This is a genomic window from Mycobacterium sp. MYCO198283 (assembly GCF_021213805.1).
GTDB lineage: Bacteria > Actinomycetota > Actinomycetes > Mycobacteriales > Mycobacteriaceae > Mycobacterium.
This window is the reverse complement of the sequence record NZ_JAJQJI010000003.1, coordinates 351,837-366,629: the sequence shown is the minus strand read 5'-3', so window position 1 is coordinate 366,629 and position 14,793 is coordinate 351,837. Positions and strand designations below refer to the sequence as shown.

General features: G+C 70.2%; 19 protein-coding genes. 4 read left to right on the top strand and 15 right to left on the bottom strand.

The genetic code is table 11. The features are described 5' to 3' along the window. Positions 1–18 precede the first annotated feature (18 nt). The 7 genes from LV457_RS08420 to LV457_RS08390 all read right to left on the bottom strand — a co-directional run bounded on the left by LV457_RS08420 (position 19) and on the right by LV457_RS08390 (position 5,239). The gene (locus LV457_RS08420) at positions 19–120 is read right to left on the bottom strand and encodes a 30S ribosomal protein bS22 (RefSeq protein ID WP_003402602.1); all 102 of its coding nucleotides are present in this window, start codon (positions 118–120) and stop codon (positions 19–21) included. A 117-nt stretch (positions 121–237) separates the two neighbouring features. Next, a complete protein-coding gene (locus LV457_RS08415; protein WP_232170315.1) occupies positions 238–504 on the bottom strand; it encodes a helix-turn-helix domain-containing protein in 267 nt (88 codons plus the stop codon). Positions 505–646: 142 nt separating this feature from the next. After that, positions 647–1,522, bottom strand: a complete 876-nt coding sequence (proC, locus tag LV457_RS08410) for a pyrroline-5-carboxylate reductase (protein WP_232170314.1) — start codon at positions 1,520–1,522, stop codon at positions 647–649. 19 nt (positions 1,523–1,541) lie between these two features. After that, entirely contained in the window at positions 1,542–2,459 is a 918-nt protein-coding gene (locus tag LV457_RS08405) for a thioesterase family protein (protein ID WP_232170313.1), read from the bottom strand. A gap of 27 nt (positions 2,460–2,486) precedes the next feature. Then, positions 2,487–3,329 (bottom strand): sugar phosphate isomerase/epimerase, encoded by an 843-nt coding sequence (locus tag LV457_RS08400; protein ID WP_232170312.1) that lies wholly within the window; start codon positions 3,327–3,329, stop codon positions 2,487–2,489. A gap of 3 nt (positions 3,330–3,332) precedes the next feature. After that, positions 3,333–4,241 (bottom strand): hypothetical protein, encoded by a 909-nt coding sequence (locus tag LV457_RS08395; RefSeq protein WP_232170311.1) that lies wholly within the window; start codon positions 4,239–4,241, stop codon positions 3,333–3,335. Beyond that, entirely contained in the window at positions 4,238–5,239 is a 1,002-nt protein-coding gene (locus LV457_RS08390) for a Ppx/GppA phosphatase family protein (protein WP_232170310.1), read from the bottom strand. Before LV457_RS08390 ends, LV457_RS08395 begins: the two co-directional genes overlap by 4 nt. 60 nt (positions 5,240–5,299) lie before the next feature. On the opposite strand from LV457_RS08390, the gene LV457_RS08385 reads away from it, so the two are divergent. Together LV457_RS08385 and LV457_RS08380 are read left to right on the top strand one after the other, a co-directional pair. Further along, a complete protein-coding gene (locus LV457_RS08385; protein WP_232170309.1) occupies positions 5,300–6,082 on the top strand; it encodes a hypothetical protein in 783 nt (260 codons plus the stop codon). Beyond that, positions 6,079–6,375 carry a hypothetical protein gene (locus LV457_RS08380; protein WP_232170468.1) on the top strand — a complete coding sequence of 99 codons (297 nt, stop codon included), beginning with the start codon at positions 6,079–6,081 and terminating at the stop codon, positions 6,373–6,375. Before LV457_RS08385 ends, LV457_RS08380 begins: the two co-directional genes overlap by 4 nt. A 309-nt stretch (positions 6,376–6,684) precedes the next feature. Here the strand turns inward: LV457_RS08380 and LV457_RS08375 are convergent, their stop codons facing one another. Continuing rightward, positions 6,685–6,975, bottom strand: a complete 291-nt coding sequence (locus tag LV457_RS08375) for a hypothetical protein (RefSeq protein WP_232170308.1) — start codon at positions 6,973–6,975, stop codon at positions 6,685–6,687. Positions 6,976–7,080: 105 nt separating this feature from the next. Beyond that, entirely contained in the window at positions 7,081–7,461 is a 381-nt protein-coding gene (locus LV457_RS08370; RefSeq protein WP_232170307.1) for a hypothetical protein, read from the bottom strand. A gap of 96 nt (positions 7,462–7,557) precedes the next feature. Between LV457_RS08370 and LV457_RS08365 the strand changes: the two genes are divergently transcribed. After that, complete coding sequence (locus LV457_RS08365; protein WP_232170306.1) at positions 7,558–7,932, top strand: hypothetical protein; 375 nt, start codon at positions 7,558–7,560, stop codon at positions 7,930–7,932. On the opposite strand, the gene regX is transcribed toward LV457_RS08365, so the two are convergent. From regX to LV457_RS08335, 6 genes are all read right to left on the bottom strand, one after another. Beyond that, entirely contained in the window at positions 7,914–8,600 is a 687-nt protein-coding gene (gene regX / locus LV457_RS08360; RefSeq protein WP_232170305.1) for a two-component sensory transduction protein RegX, read from the bottom strand. The two genes, LV457_RS08365 and regX, sit on opposite strands and share 19 nt — an antisense overlap. A 22-nt stretch (positions 8,601–8,622) precedes the next feature. Next, positions 8,623–9,780: a cell wall metabolism sensor histidine kinase WalK gene (locus LV457_RS08355; protein ID WP_232170304.1), complete on the bottom strand. Its 1,158-nt coding sequence runs from the start codon at positions 9,778–9,780 to the stop codon at positions 8,623–8,625. A gap of 115 nt (positions 9,781–9,895) precedes the next feature. Continuing rightward, entirely contained in the window at positions 9,896–10,642 is a 747-nt protein-coding gene (locus tag LV457_RS08350; protein WP_232170303.1) for a phosphoglyceromutase, read from the bottom strand. Between the two features lie 36 nt (positions 10,643–10,678). Further along, positions 10,679–11,233 carry a YbjN domain-containing protein gene (locus LV457_RS08345; RefSeq protein WP_232170302.1) on the bottom strand — a complete coding sequence of 185 codons (555 nt, stop codon included), beginning with the start codon at positions 11,231–11,233 and terminating at the stop codon, positions 10,679–10,681. Then, on the bottom strand, positions 11,230–12,582 hold the full coding sequence (gene mshA / locus LV457_RS08340; RefSeq protein ID WP_232170301.1) for a D-inositol-3-phosphate glycosyltransferase: 1,353 nt from the start codon (positions 12,580–12,582) through the stop codon (positions 11,230–11,232). Before mshA ends, LV457_RS08345 begins: the two co-directional genes overlap by 4 nt. A gap of 21 nt (positions 12,583–12,603) precedes the next feature. After that, positions 12,604–13,821, bottom strand: coding sequence for an ROK family protein (locus tag LV457_RS08335; protein WP_232170300.1), 1,218 nt, complete (start codon positions 13,819–13,821; stop codon positions 12,604–12,606). Positions 13,822–14,000: 179 nt separating this feature from the next. On the opposite strand from LV457_RS08335, the gene LV457_RS08330 reads away from it, so the two are divergent. Beyond that, positions 14,001–14,744, top strand: a complete 744-nt coding sequence (locus tag LV457_RS08330; RefSeq protein ID WP_232170299.1) for an SDR family NAD(P)-dependent oxidoreductase — start codon at positions 14,001–14,003, stop codon at positions 14,742–14,744. Positions 14,745–14,793 lie beyond the last annotated feature (49 nt).

Sequence of the window (14,793 nt, the reverse complement as noted above, 5' to 3'; positions counted from 1 at the left end):
AACGACGCGGGCGCAGGACTACTTGCCCAATTTTCTGCGCTGCACACGGGTACGCCGAAGCAGCTTGCGGTGCTTCTTCTTCGACATGCGCTTGCGCCGCTTCTTGATGACTGAACCCATGAACTCCGCTACCTAGTGTCCGGCGATGATTTTGTCGATCCCGGACACTTTACCCGGGCACCACCGGTCACCGAAAACGGCAGCGCGCAGCCGCTTGAAGTGGCCGCCGCGGCGGCGTCAGCCGGCGTCGAAGAACGACGTCTCCAGCAGGTCGTGCACCGCCTTGGCGTGCACGCGGAATGAACGCCCCACCCGGACCGCGGGCAACTCGCCGTTGTGCACCAGGCGGTAGACCGTCATCTTGCTGACGCGCATCAGGCTGGCGACCTCTGCGACGGTGAGGAACTGCGTGCGCGACGGCGACTGGCCGTCCGACGAGCCGGCGTCTCGTGCCGACTTCCCGCTTCCCGAATCCCGCGCCGATGGCCCGTTCGTTGACGACATCGCAACCCATTCCGTCAGGCACGGAGGGTGCCACCGGCTTCCCCACCGGTGGCACCGAACCGTGCTTACACTTGAGGAGAATAGCGGGACCAGTGGTGTTGATGCGACGGGTGTGGGCCAATTGATCGGCGGCGACGAGAAATTACTCGGGCGCGATTCCGAGCTCCGCTGACCGGGTCTTTGCGGCACGCACGCCCGCGGCCACCGCAGTGCGGAAACCGCCGCGTTCCAGTTCGCCGAGAGCGGCCGCGGTGGTGCCGCCGGGCGAGGTGATCATGGCCCGCAGCTGCGCCGGAGTGGCGTCGGTGTTGCTGCTCATGGTGGTGTCTCCCGGCGACCGTGGTCCGGCGTCCAGGCGCTCGAGCAGCATCGCCGCCGAGCCGGCCATGGTCTGCACCGCGAGGTCGGTCGCGACGGCGCGGGTCAGGCCGTTCGCGACCGCGGCGTCCACCAGCGCCTCGACCATCAGGAAGAAGTAGGCGGGGCCGGAGCCCGAGATCGCGGTGACGACGTCGAGCTGCGACTCGGCGACCATGATCACCTCGCCGACGGCGTTGAAGAGCCCGGCCACCTCGGCGGCCTGTTCGGCGGTGGCGAACCGCCCGCGGGCCAGCGCGCTCACGCCGGCGCCGACCATCATCGGCGCGTTCGGCATCACCCGGATCACCGGCGACCCGGCGGGCAGGCTCGATTCGAACTGCGTCGTCGAGACCCCGGCGGCCACGGACACGAACACCTGCTCGGGGCTGTCCTCCTCGGCGCGGGCCACCACGTCGGCGATCTCGCCCAGCACGGCGGTGATGTCGTCCGGCTTCACGGCCACCACGACGTAGTCGGCGTTGTCGACGGCGTCCCCGACGCCGGTCACCAGCACCGAGTACTCCTCGGACAGCTGACGGACCCGGGCCGGCGCCTTCTCGGCGACGACGATGTCCTTGACCTGGCGGCCCGACCGCAGCAGTCCGGCCAGCAGCGCCTCACCGATGTTGCCGCCGCCGATGATCGCGATTCTGGCCATCCGCGAACCTTATCCGCCTTCAGTCCGGAACGAGCGCGAGCTGCCGCGTCTGCACCACCAGCCGGCCCGTGCTGTCCACGACGACGTGATCGGCGTCGAACCAGTCGCGGCCGATCTCGGTGGTGGTGCACAGAACGCGCAGCCAGCCGTCGGACGGCATGCCGCGCAGATAGGCCGTCATCTGCACCGTGGGCGCCCACCCGAAGCGGTCCACGGCAAAGGTGACCGGCGCGGAGATGTCCCCGGCCATGAGCGCGAACAGCACGTCCGGGGCGGCGTCGCGGGGACGGATCCACAGCTGGAACCTGGGCGCGGACCCGTCCGCCGGCCGGGTGTAGGTGCTCAGGTCCGGCCGGATGTCGCAGCCGGCCCACAGGTTCATGACGTCGGCGCTGGGATGGCCCGGACCGATCGGCGCCAGCTCGGCCGGCGGCTCCGGTGGCATCAGCGTCGGAACCGGGTTGGCCGACAGCAGCGGCGGTTCGCCGTGCTCGGGCGGCCCGAGCGTGACCTCGGCGCGCACGGCGGTTCGATACTCCTCGCGCGAGCGCTCGTCGGAAGCCCGATACTCCTCGCGCGAGCGCTCGTCGGAAGCCCGATACTCCTCGCGCGAGCGCTCGTCGGCGACACGGTCGCCCTGCCGCAGCTCCACGTCCACCAGGTTGATGCGACGGCCGCGTTTGCGGACCAGCGTCTCCAGCCGCATCGGGCCGGGCGAGGGTGCCCAGAGGAAGTTGGCGGACACCGCGACCGGTTGCGCCTCGCCGCCCAGCGCGGCGCGCGCGGCCGCCGCGCACAGCGCGAGCATCATGCCGCCGTGCACCTTCGGACCGATCGTCCAGTGTGCGGACAGCTGGGCCTCGTAAACCGGACCGCCCTCGGAGGCCTCGATCTCGCGCAGCGCCATCGCATCGGCGAACACGGCGTCGTCAGACATTCGGCATCGTTCCTGTCGTGGTGCCGCTCAACGCAGCAGGTGGGTGCGCGCGAACTGCAGCGACTCCGCGAGCAGCGCCTCACGCTGGCCCTCGGTGCGCGCACCCGAGGTGGTGACCTCCAGGATCACATGGCCCGCGAAATCGCTCGCCGCCAGGAGCTGGCACACCTCGATGGTCGGCTGGGTGCCGCGGCCGGGCACCAGGTGTTCGTCGGTGGGCGCGCCGGTCCCGTCGCACAGGTGCAGGTGCGCCAGCCCCGAACCCATCCGCTGCGCCAAGTCCAACGCATCCATCCCGGCGGTCGCCGTGTGGGACAGGTCGAGGGTGAAATGCGCGTGCTCGCCGTCGAGCGGGTCGTAGGACGGCGCGAACGCCGAGATGGCCGGACCGGGCCGGCGGCCCCGCCGTCGTCGCCGCTGCGCACCCGCCTGCGATCCGAAGAAGCGGTCGGTGCGGAACGGGAACATGTTCTCCACCGCCACCACGACGCCGCTCTCGGCCTCCAGCCGCGCCACCTGCTCGGTGAACCCAGCGGCGTAGCGGCGCTGCCACCGAAACGGCGGATGGACGACGACGGTCTGCGCGCCGAGTTCCTCGGCGGCCCGGACGCTGCGGTCCAGCTTCGCCGCCGGGTCGCTGCCCCATACCCGCTGCGAGATCAGCAGGCAGGGGGTGTGCACCGCCAGCACCGGCAGCTCGTAGCGCTCCGACAGCTTGGCGACGTCGGGGATGCTCTGGCTGAGCGGCTCGGCCCACACCATGAGCTCCACGCCGTCGTAGCCGAGGCGGGCGGCGTACTCGAAGGCAGCTTCGGTCCGCAGCGGATAGACCGACGCCGTCGACAGCCCGATCTTGATCGCGGGGCGCACGCGCTAGTTCATCAGCATCAGCGGCAGCGGGCCCAGCGTCACCAACATCCCGACCACCAGGGCGATCAGCATGCTGGCGATGTCCTCGGTCTTGCGGACCAGCCGGACCGCCACCACGAGGCCGATGATCACCAGCGCCGCCAGGACGAGCGCGATGATGCTGTTCCAGTTCCACAGCTGGTCGAACGCCAGGAACAGGCCCGCCCCGAACGCCACCGCGACGATCGACTGCAGCACGACCATCCCGGCCCGTAACGCCAATGCGGTCCGCGCCGACCGCCCGTCGGTGCGGTCGTCGTCCAGATCGTCGTCGGCGACGGCGCCGTGTCCGCCGAAGAGCCGGTGGTCGTCGCCGTGCAGGTACGGCGGCCGGTCGTCGGGATCGTCGGAGTCCCCGTCGCCGTGCTGGTCGACATCGCGGTCGTCGTGCCGGCGGCGGTCCCGGTGGTGGTCGACGGAATCGTCGTCGAGCGCGAGGTCGTCGTCCTCGTCGGCGAAGTCGTCTGCGTAGAACGGGTCCGGCGACATGGTCTCGGCGTCGGAGCTGCCGCGCGGCTCGGCATGTTCGGCGTGCTCGACGTAGTCGTCGTGGCGGTCGTCGTGGCGGTCGGCGGTGCGCGGCTCGGCGGTGCGCGGCTCGGCGCGCGGGGCCGGCTCGGGACGTGGCGGCGCCTCGGTGGCGGTGGCCGCGCCGTTGGGCACCGGCGCGGTGTCGTCCCGGTCGACGACCGGGATCTCGCCGGTCTGGTAGACGGGGATCTCGCCGGTGAGCTCGGCGACGGTGACCGCGTCCGGATTGCCGCGGCGGCGCCGGCGCTGACCGCCCGCCGGCGGCGCGCCGATTGTGCCGTTGCGCGCCAGCAGTTCCGCCACCGAGATGGGGCGGGAGTCGGTGTTCTCTGGATCAGTCATCGTGTGCTGCCTTTTGCGCTGGCTACCTGACGGCCGGCATCCCGGACGCTAATCTCCATGAGGTCGGACCCGTCGGCTTCGCTGTCGAGTTTCCGCAAGATCAAGCCTTCCCGCAATGCCCATGGACAGATATCCACGACGTCGATCGACAGAGCGCGCATCGTTGCTTCGGCGACCAGAGCGCCCGCCACGATCTGCGGCGCGCGATCGGTGCTCACTCCTTCCAGCTCGGCCCGGTCCGCGGCGGTCATCCGCGAGATGAACGCGATCAACTGCCGCAATCCGTCGGCGGTGAGTGTCCTCTTCACCCGCGGCCCCGCCCCCGAGGGCGCCGCACCGGTGAGCCGTGCCAGCGACCGGAACGTCTTGGACGTCGCGACCGCCAGATCGGGACTGCCGACCTTGAGCAGCGTACGGCTCGGCTCGGCGAGCTCGTGATCCAGCCAGTCCCGCAACATCGCCACCCGCCGGCGGTTCGGCGGATCGTCGGGCAACCATTCGCGAGTGAGCCGGTTGGCGCCCAGCGGAAGTGACAGCGCGACGTCGGGATCCTCGTCGACGCCGTTCGACAGCTCGAGCGAACCGCCGCCGATGTCGATGTTGAGGATGCGCCCCGCGCTCCAGCCGTACCAGCGCCGCACCGCAAGAAATGTCAGCCGGGACTCGTCCACGCCGCTGAGCACCTGGAGATCGACGCCCGTCTCGGCGAGCACCCGGGCCAGCACCGCGTCGGAGTTGGTGGCGTCGCGCACCGCTGACGTCGCGAACGCCATCAGTTCGGCGCAGCCGGAGCTGGTCGCGATGTCGGCGAACTCCCCGACCGTCGACACCAGCTGGTCTGCGCCGCGTTTGGTGAGCTTGCCGGAGTCGTCGATGGCCTGGACGAGCTTCAGGGTGGCCTTGGTGGAACTCATGGGTGTCGGGTGGCCGCCCCGACGGGCGTCGACCACCAGCAGGTGGACAGTGTTGCTGCCCACGTCGAGGACGCCCAACCGCACGCGTCCCAACCTAGTGCGTCTACCGTTGGTCGCTGTGAAGGCCTGCGCGAAGGGTGCCTCATGACGTCGCAGCATCCCGGCGAGGTCGGTCTGGACTTCGCGCGCGAGTGGGTCGAATTCTACGACCCCGACAACGCCGAGCACCTGATCGCCGCCGACCTGACGTGGTTGCTGTCGCGGTGGACGTGTGTGTTCGGCACCGCTGCGTGCCGCGGCACCGTCGAGGGCCGGCCCGACGACGGGTGCTGCTCGCACGGGGCGTTCCTGTCCGACGACGACGATCGCGCGGCGCTCGACGACGCGGTGACCAAATTGACCGACGAGGACTGGCAGTTCCGGGAGAAAGGGTTGGGTCGCAAGGGTTATCTGGAGCCCGACGAGCTGGAGGGCGAGCCGAGCCTGCGCACCCGCAAGTACAAGGGCGCCTGCATCTTCCTCAACCGCCCGGGGTTCCCCGGCGGGATCGGCTGCGCGCTGCACACCAAGGCGTTGAAGCTCGGGCTCGAACCGCTCACCATGAAGCCGGAGGTTTGCTGGCAGCTCCCGGTGCGGCGAACGCAGGAGTGGGTGACCCGCCCCGACGGTTCGGAGATCCTCAAGACCACCATCACCGAATACGACCGCCGCGGCTGGGGCGAAGGCGGGCACGACCTGCACTGGTACTGCACGGGCGATCCCGCCGCGCACGTCGGCACCCGGCCGGTGTGGCAGTCCTACGGCCCCGAGCTCACTCAGCTGATCGGCGCCGGCGCCTACCGGGAACTTGCGGCCCTGTGCGAGCGCCGCACCGGTTTCCCGATGCTGGCCATCCACCCGGCGACCGCAAAGGCACGGGTGGAGTGACGCTGTTCCTGTTCCGGCTGATCCCGCCGCGCGCCGACTTCGCGCAGACCATGACCGACGACGAGCAGGCCGCGATGGACGCGCACATGGCGTACTGGCAGCAGGAAAGCGGTCGCCATCGGCGGCGCCGATCCCAGCGTCACCGCCGGCGTCAACACCTACGCGGTGCTCGAGATCCTGGGCGGCATCACGGGTCCGGCTTCCGGCTGAAGCGCGCCGAACGTAACGCCACGGCGCGATTCGGCCCGAATTTCCGCCGTGGCGTTACGTTCGGTGGCGGATCATGTCGCTGACTGAGCTTCCAACTGCTCCGCGACACGCGCGCCCTGCCCGGCGATGAGCAGGACCTAAGACCACACGTCCCCGAGGACGAACAGCCCGTCGCTCACCGGCGAACGGCTGAGGCCGAGCGTCTTGTCCTGCACGTCCGTGCGTCACCGGCGTGCGGGTTCTCGGCGGCCACGAAGTTGTGGACGCGTTCGATCTCGACCCAGTCGACGAGCCCCCATAGGAGTGCCCCCCCTCTGGGGCCGACGTCGGCTCGGTCACCTCGTCGGACACCAGGCGACGATATTGCGCTGGCGCTTGCGAGTCCGAACGTCCTAGCTCCCAAATTGGGCGTCGAAGCCTTCGGCCGCCCGAATGCCGGCATCGGCGAGTTCGAGCCAGCATAGCCAGGCCCATTCCATGCGGTCGTTGAAGCGATCGACATATGCGGAACGAATCGTGCGCAGCGAATCGTCAAGCGACATTCTCCAAGGAACGAATCGATTGCCAGGCGGCCCGACGACACTCCCGATCGTGCACAGACCGTCGCCCACCAGAGTTCGAATCACATTCAGCGTCTCGTTCTGTATAACGGATAGCGGCGCGCCGGGATATGTCTCGGTCACGAAGAAGTGAACCCGCTCGAGTTCAACCCAATCAATCAGCCCCCACAGGGAGACTTTTCACCTGCTGTTGCCGCATCCCAAGCCGCGTCGTCCACGGGGTTGTCCTCAGTCTCCACGTTCCGCTTCGATCGCTTCGGCAACCCGCGCGCCTTCGTCCGTCAGGTCGAGCCAGCAGGCGTACGCCCACTCAAGACGATCGTCGAACCGATCCACATACTTGCTCTCAATCCGCCGAATTGACTCGTCCAGTGGTGTGGACCATGGAGCGAAGCGGCTCCCCGGTCCGCTGAGGTCGCCGATAACGAAGAGCCCTTCTGCCACGATCGACTCCAGTAATTCGAGGGTTTCCGCCTGAATAACGCTAGTCGGCGCATCCCTATCAGCGGCAGCTACCGAGTTGTGTACGCATAGAAATTCGACCCAATCGACCAGTCCCCAAAGGAGCACCTCGTCCCGGGCGGAGGTCGGCTCGACACCATTGCTCACTGACCGATGATATGCCGCTGACGGTCTGACCGACGACGCGAGATTAGTGCGCGGATCGGCCCTCCGTACAGGCTTACGCGGCTTTCCGTGAAATCAATGCGAGTCGACGTCGCGGGCTTGCAGGTGCTGGCCGCCCGGCGTGAAGCGCTGACCGGTGAGGTCGACGAATGCACGGCGGCGCTGCGCGCCTCTCGAGCCGACAACGTCGTGATCGTCGAACTCGCGGTGCCGACTGGGGCGGGCGTTGCGGCGGTGAGCGGCAGCGGGTTGTTCCGCGCCGGCGACCGCGAGGTCCGCGCGCAGTACAACCTGTACGCGATCGGCTCACCGCTCCCCGGGCGCGGCCGCCTCGTCCAGCAGTGCCTCTATGTCGACACCGCGCACACCGCGACCTTCGACCCCGAGCTCATCGCGCTCGGCGACCGGCTGCACCGAGCGTTCGTGGACTCCGTTCAGCCCTCCAGCTTGTAGCCCAACCCCCGGACCGTCACCAACAGCACCGGGTTGGCCGGGTCGGCCTCGATCTTCGACCGCAGCCGCTTGACGTGCACGTCGAGCGTCTTGGTGTCGCCGACGTAATCCGCGCCCCACACCCGGTCGATCAGCTGGCCGCGGGTGAGCACCCGGCCGCTGTTGCGCATCAGATATTCGAGCAGGTCGAACTCCTTCAGCGGCAACGTGATCGGCGTGCCGTTGACGCTGACGACGTGCCGCTCGACGTCCATCCGCACCGGCCCGGCCTCCAGCACACCGGTGTCCAGACCGGCGTCGTCGGCGTCACCGCCGCGGCGCAGCACCGCCCGGATCCGGGCGATCAACTCGCGGGCGGAGTACGGCTTGGTGACGTAGTCGTCGGCACCGATCTCCAGGCCCACCACCTTGTCGATCTCGCTGTCGCGGGCGGTGACCATGATGACCGGCACGCTGGACCGGGCGCGCAGCTGCCGACACACGTCGGTGCCGCTCATCCCGGGCAGCATCAGGTCGAGCAGCACGATGTCCGGTCCGCTGCGGTCGAACTCCGCCAGCGCGGACGGCCCGTCGGCGACGACGGTGGCCTCGAACCCCTCCTTGCGCAGCAGGTAGGCCAGCGGATCGGCCAGGGACTCCTCGTCCTCCACGATCAGCACACTGGTCACGGCTTTGTTCCTTCCAGTTTGGTCAGGCACCCGAATTGGCGTCGATGTCGCGATACACCGGGATCGACAGCGTGAACGTCGAGCCCGTGCCCGGCTGGCTCCACAGCCGGATGCTGCCGTTGTGGTTGGCGGCGACGTGCTTCACGATCGCCAGCCCCAGGCCGGTGCCGCCGGTGGCGCGGGAGCGCGCCTTGTCCACCCGGAAGAAGCGCTCGAAGACGCGCTCCTGGTTCTCCTTCGCGATGCCGATGCCGCGGTCGGTGACCGCGATCTCGATGACGTCCCCGCGCCGCCGCCTGCTGATGGACACCGGCGATCCGGGCGGTGAGTAGTTGACGGCGTTGGACACCAGGTTCGTCAGCGCCGTCACCAGCAACGTCTGGTCGCCGAGGACCTTGAATCCCTGCGGGGCGTCGGTGGTGATCGCGATGTCGGCGGCGTCGGCGGCCACCTTCGACCGCGAGACCGCCTCGGCCACCACGGTGTCGACGTCGACCACCTCCAGCTCCGGCAGCCGTTCGGCGCCCTGCAACCGGGACAGGTCGATCAACTCGCTGACCATGTTGCCCAGCCGCTCGGCCTCGGCGACCATCTTGTCACCGAAATACCGGACGGTGTCGGGGTCGTCGGCCGATTCCAGCAGCGCCTCGGCGAGCACCCGCATCGCCGCCACCGGCGTCTTGAGCTCGTGGCTGACATTCGCCACGAAGTCGCGCCGGGTGGCTTCGACCCGCGCATGCTCGGAGTCGTCGAGCGCGTAGATCACCGCGAACCGGCGGTCGGAGTCGGTGAGCAACTGCACGTGCCCCCGCACCGCCAGCAAGCTCCCCTCGGGCGGCGGGCCGAGCTCGAAGTCGACGCTTTGCCCGCTGGTGAGCGTGCGCTGGGCGGCGGCCCAGGCCCGGTCGTCGAGCAGCCTGCCGTGCAGGAGGCCCAGCTGCTGGGCGCGGGCGTTCATGTAGACGACGTCGCGGAAGACGTCCACGACCGCGATCCCGGCGGGGGCCAGCGCCACCAGCCGCTGCAGCATCTGCGACATCGTGATCCCGGCTTCGGCGGCGGCCTGGCGGCGATTGCGCTCGGCGAGCTTCGGCAGCAGGAGCGCGCCGACAGCCACACCGATCGCCAGCGCGAGCAGTGCCGAGACGGTGGCCACGACCACGGCCGCCGGAACAGTCACGTCGAGATCGTACGCAGACGGTTCGCCGTCAACCCAGCCGCAAGCGCGCCGACGGTCAGACGTCACACCGCGCGGCGCGGCTGTTCGGTCGGCGTTAACGCGGTGTTTGCCGCAGCTACTTGGCGCCCTGGCCGGCGACCGCGGCAGCACCGGCGGCGGCGGCCTCCGGATCGAGGTACACACCTCCGGCCACACGCGGCTGCAGATCGCCGTCGAGGTCGTAGCGCAGCGGGATGCCGGTCGGGATGTTCAGGCCGACGACGTCCTCGTCGCTCATGCCGTCGAGGTATTTGACCAGCGCCCGCAGCGAATTGCCGTGGGCGGCGATCAGGACGGTCTTGCCGGCGCGCAGGTCGGCGGCAATGGTCTCCTCGAAGTACGGCACGAACCGCGCCACGACGTCGGCGAGGCATTCGGTGAGCGGGCCGCCGCCGATGCCCGCATAGCGGGGGTCGGTGTCCTGGCTGTAGCGGCTGCCCGCCTCGATCGGCGGCGGCGGCGTGTCGTAGCTGCGCCGCCATGCCATGAACTGCTCTTCGCCGTACTTCTCTTTGGTCTCGGCCTTGTTGAGTCCCTGCAGCGCGCCGTAGTGGCGTTCGTTGAGCCGCCAGTCGCGGTGCACCGGGATCCAGTGCCGGTCCGCCTTGTCCAGCGCGATGTTGGCGGTGGTGATGGCGCGGCGCAGCAGGGAGGTGTACAGCACGTCGGGTTGCCGGTCGAGCTCGGCGATCAGCTCCCCGGCGCGCGCCGCCTCGGCCCGGCCCTTGTCGGTGAGGTCGACGTCCACCCAGCCGGTGAACAGGTTCAGCGCGTTCCACTCGCTCTCGCCGTGGCGAAGCAGGATCAGCGTCGAGTCAGCCATGCGCAGGATCTTCTCACGAGGGCCCGGCGTCGCGACCTATCGAGCCCCGTCGCTTCGCTCGCCCTGATCATCGTCGTCGTCCTCGTCGATGAGGTGGGCGAACGCCCGCAGGTTCTTCAGCGACTCGCCGCGGCTGACGCGCCACTCCCACTCCTTTTGGATGGACGACTTGAAGCCGAGCTCCAGCAGGGTGTTGAAGTCGGTGTCGACGGCCTCGAGCACCTGGCCGAGCACGCGGTCGATCTCGTCGGCGCTCACGGCCTCCAGCGCGATGCGCCCGACCAGGTAGATGTCACCCAGGTTGTCGAGCGTGTAGGCGACGCCGTAGAACCGCCGGTTGCGCTTGAGCATGAAGCGGTAGACGCCCTCGAAGTTCTCGTCCGGCTTGCGGCAGACGAACGCCTCGACGCGCACCGAGTGCTCGCCGACGGTGAGGATCGTGTTGGTCTTGAGCCGCCGTTCCCCGGGCAGCGCCACGATCAGCCCGGGCAGCCCGCCGTGCGCGCCGCGATGCCGGGTGTAGGGCAGTTCCCGCTCGATGAGCGCGGTCTCGATGATGTCCTCGACGATCTGGCTCCGCTCGGTGCTCATGCGCGCACCCCGCGGCGCCGGGTCCACCGCCGGCCGGCGCGGCGGGTGGCCGGCGTCGTTCCGGCGGTACTGCGCTCGCGCGCGGCCCGGTGATCGGCGATCGCGCGGCCGTAGGCGTCGAGGAGCGCGTCGACCGTGTGGTCCCAGGAGAACGTGGCGGCGTGCTCGACGGCCGCCGCGCTCATGGCCGCGCGGTCGCCGGTCAGCACGCCGTCGATGGCGTCGGCCCAGCGGCCGACGTCGTGGCCGTCGACCAGGGTGCCGCTGCGCCGGTCGGCGACGGCGACCGGCAGGCCGCCGACACGGGCCGCGACCACCGGGGTGCCGCAAGCTTGGGCCTCCACGGCGACGAGCCCGAAGGACTCCGAGTAACTGGGCACGGCCACGAGGTCGGCGGCGCGGTACACCTGGGCCAGCGCGTCGCGCGGCTGCGGCGGAAGGAACGTCACGCGCGCAGAGATACCCAGTTCGTGCGCCAATTGCACCAGCCCGCCCGGGCCGCCCGCGCCGGAGTGCGGGATCACACCCGCGCCGGAGGGCCCGCCGGCGACGACCACATGCACCCCCGGCAGCCGGGCGGCCGCACGCAGCAGCACGTCGGGCGCCTTGAGCGGCTGGATGCGGCCGACGAACGCGACGATCGGCTCGTTGGCCGGCAGCCCGAGCGCCGCCCGCGCCGCGGTCCGGTCGCCGGGTGAGAAGACGTCGAGGTCGACGCCCGGGTGCACGACGTCGATGCGCGCCGGGTGCGCGCGGTGTAGCGAGATGAGTTGCTGCGCTTCGTCTTCGGTGTTGACGATGAGCCGGTCGGCTTCGTCGACCACCTGCTGTTCGCCGACGGCGCGCAACGGCGGTTCGGGGGCGTCGCCGTCGGCCAGCGAGGCGTTCTTGACGGCGGCCAATGTGTGGCTGGTGTGCACCAGCGGCACCGCCCAGCGGTCGCGGGCCAGCCAGCCGACCTGTCCGGACAGCCAGTAGTGCGAGTGCACGATGTCGTAATAGCCGGGCTCGTGGGTGGCCTCGGCCCGCAGCACGCCGGCGGTGAACGCGCAGAGCTGCGTGGGCAGGTCGTACTTGTCGAGCCCCTCGAACGGGCCGGCGACGACGTTGCGCACCAGCACACCGGGCGCCACCTGCACCACCGCCGGATCGGCCGACGACGTGGCGCGCGTGAAGATCTCGACGGCGACGCCGCGGCGGGCGAGGTGCAGCGCGGTCTGCAACACGTAGACGTTCATGCCGCCGGCGTCTCCGGTGCCGGGCTGCGCCAGCGGCGAGGTGTGCACCGAGAGCACGGCTACCCGCGCCGGAACCGCGCGCCCGTCGAGTCCCGCGTCGGAAGTCCGCACACTGCCATGTCTACCCCAGGGTCAGGCGGAGACGTCGGGGCGGCGGTGTGCCGCGCGCCGCATCGCGCCCAGCGGATCGGCGTAGATCCCGCCGAGCGACACCACGCCCGCGCCGGCCTCCTGGACGCGATTGCCGAAGGCCGTCACCCGGATGCTGCGCGGGGCCAGCACCGAGCGTGCGGTGTAGGTGGCCTCGACCTCCGTCATGACCGCCGGGAACTCGGTGAACGCCTGCCCGCCGACCACCAGGTCGTCCGGGTTGAGCATGTCGCGCAGCAGCGCCACGGCGCCGCCGAGCACCCGGGCACGCTCACCGAGCAGTTCGATCGCGGTGCGCTGGCCGTCGCGGGCCTGCCGGTACACCGCGGCCATGGTCGAGCCGGTGCCGTCGGCCGGCACCACCCGCAGCCGCCGCGCCGCCGCCAGCACCGCCTCGTCGCTGACGGTGGTCTCCAGCCGGCCCGAGCCGCCGAGCAGGTCCGCCTCGACGGGCAGGTTCGCGATGGTGCCCGGCCCGCTGGCCGGGCTGTGCACCCGGCCGTCGATCACCAGCGCGTAGCCCACCGTCTCGCGGGCGTAGATGTACAGGCTGGTGAGCTTCTGGCTGCCGGGACGGCGCATGCCCAGCAACAGTTCGGCGCCCGCCATCGCGTCGACGTGCGACGCCACCGAGACCGGCAACCCGAGCGCCTCGCCGAACACCGGTCCCACCGGCGCGGCGTACCAGCCGAGCCGCTCGTGGTCGACACTGCCCGTGGCGCCGTCGACGACGCCGCCGATCGCGACACCCACCCACAGCGGGCGGCGGCGGTGCCAGCGCGCCAGGTAGCGCCGGGCGCTGGTCGCCAACGACGCCAGCGCTTGGCTCTGGCTGCCCCGCGGCGTCGGTGTCTCGACGGCGTCGAGCGTCCGGCCGAACAGGTCGGTGGCGACGATGCTGGTGGTGCGGGCGCCGATGTGGACCCCGAGCGTCAGGTACGGCTCGTGGTTGACCTCGACGGGCACCCGCGGTCGGCCGATGGCGCCGGAGACGGCGAGGTCGGCGCGCTCCCGCAGTAGGTTGGCCTCGAGCAGCGCGCTGACCTGACGGTTCACGGTGGCGATGCTGAGCTTGGTGACCTGCGCGATGCTGTCGCGGGCGATCGGGCCGCGGGCGCGGGCCGCGGTGAAGACCAGCGATGCCGCCGCGTCAGCGATGTGGAGCGAGGGGGCGACGACGTGGTGACGGGTGAGCAGCATGGGGATGTCCTTGGAATCGAGTCGGAGGCGTGGGCGGGCTTCGGTGCCGACCGGCTCGAGGGGACTCTCGGTGACTACCCTGCGGGCGCGGTCAGGCGCGACGGCGACAGGGGCAACAACAGTGGTTGCGACTCACGGACACGAGAAGAAACTTAACACGGCTCACTAGAGTGGTGTCGATGACGCACCTCCCCGCCGACCGCCGGGTCGCCGTCGTCACCGGAGCCAGTTCGGGCATCGGTCTCGCGACGGCCAGAACGCTTGCCGCGCAAGGCTTTTACGTCGTGGCAGTGGCCCGCCGCGCCGACCGGATCACCGCCCTCGCCGACGAACTCGACGGGCGCGCCGTTGTGGCAGACGTCACCCGCGACGACGACGTCGCGGCGCTCGCCGACCTCGATCGCGTCGACGTCCTGGTGAACAACGCGGGCGGCGCGCGGGGGCTGGCACCCGTCGCCGACGCCGACCTGGAGCACTGGCGGTGGATGTGGGAGACCAATGTGCTCGGCACGCTGCGGGTGACCCGCGCGCTGCTGCCGAAGCTCATCGCCTCCGGGGACGGCCTGATCGTCACCGTGACGTCGGTCGCCGCGTTCGAGACCTACGACAACGGCGCCGGCTACACCGCCGCCAAGCACGCCCAGGGCGCGCTGCACCGCACGCTGCGCGGCGAACTGCTCGGTAAACCGGTGCGGCTCACCGAGATCGCGCCGGGTGCGGTGGAGACGGAGTTCTCGCTGATGCGCTTCGACGGCGACACCGAACGCGCCGAGAAGGTGTACGAGGGCATCACCCCGCTGCTCGCCGAGGACGTCGCCGAGGTGATCGGGTTCGTCGCCTCGCGGCCGCCGCACGTCAACCTCGACCAGATCGTCATCCGACCGCGCGACCAGGCCAGTGCCACCCGGTTCTTCCGCCGCTAGCCGTTGCGCCGAAACCGACGAACGGGCGCGAAAGTGCGAGTGGATTCCG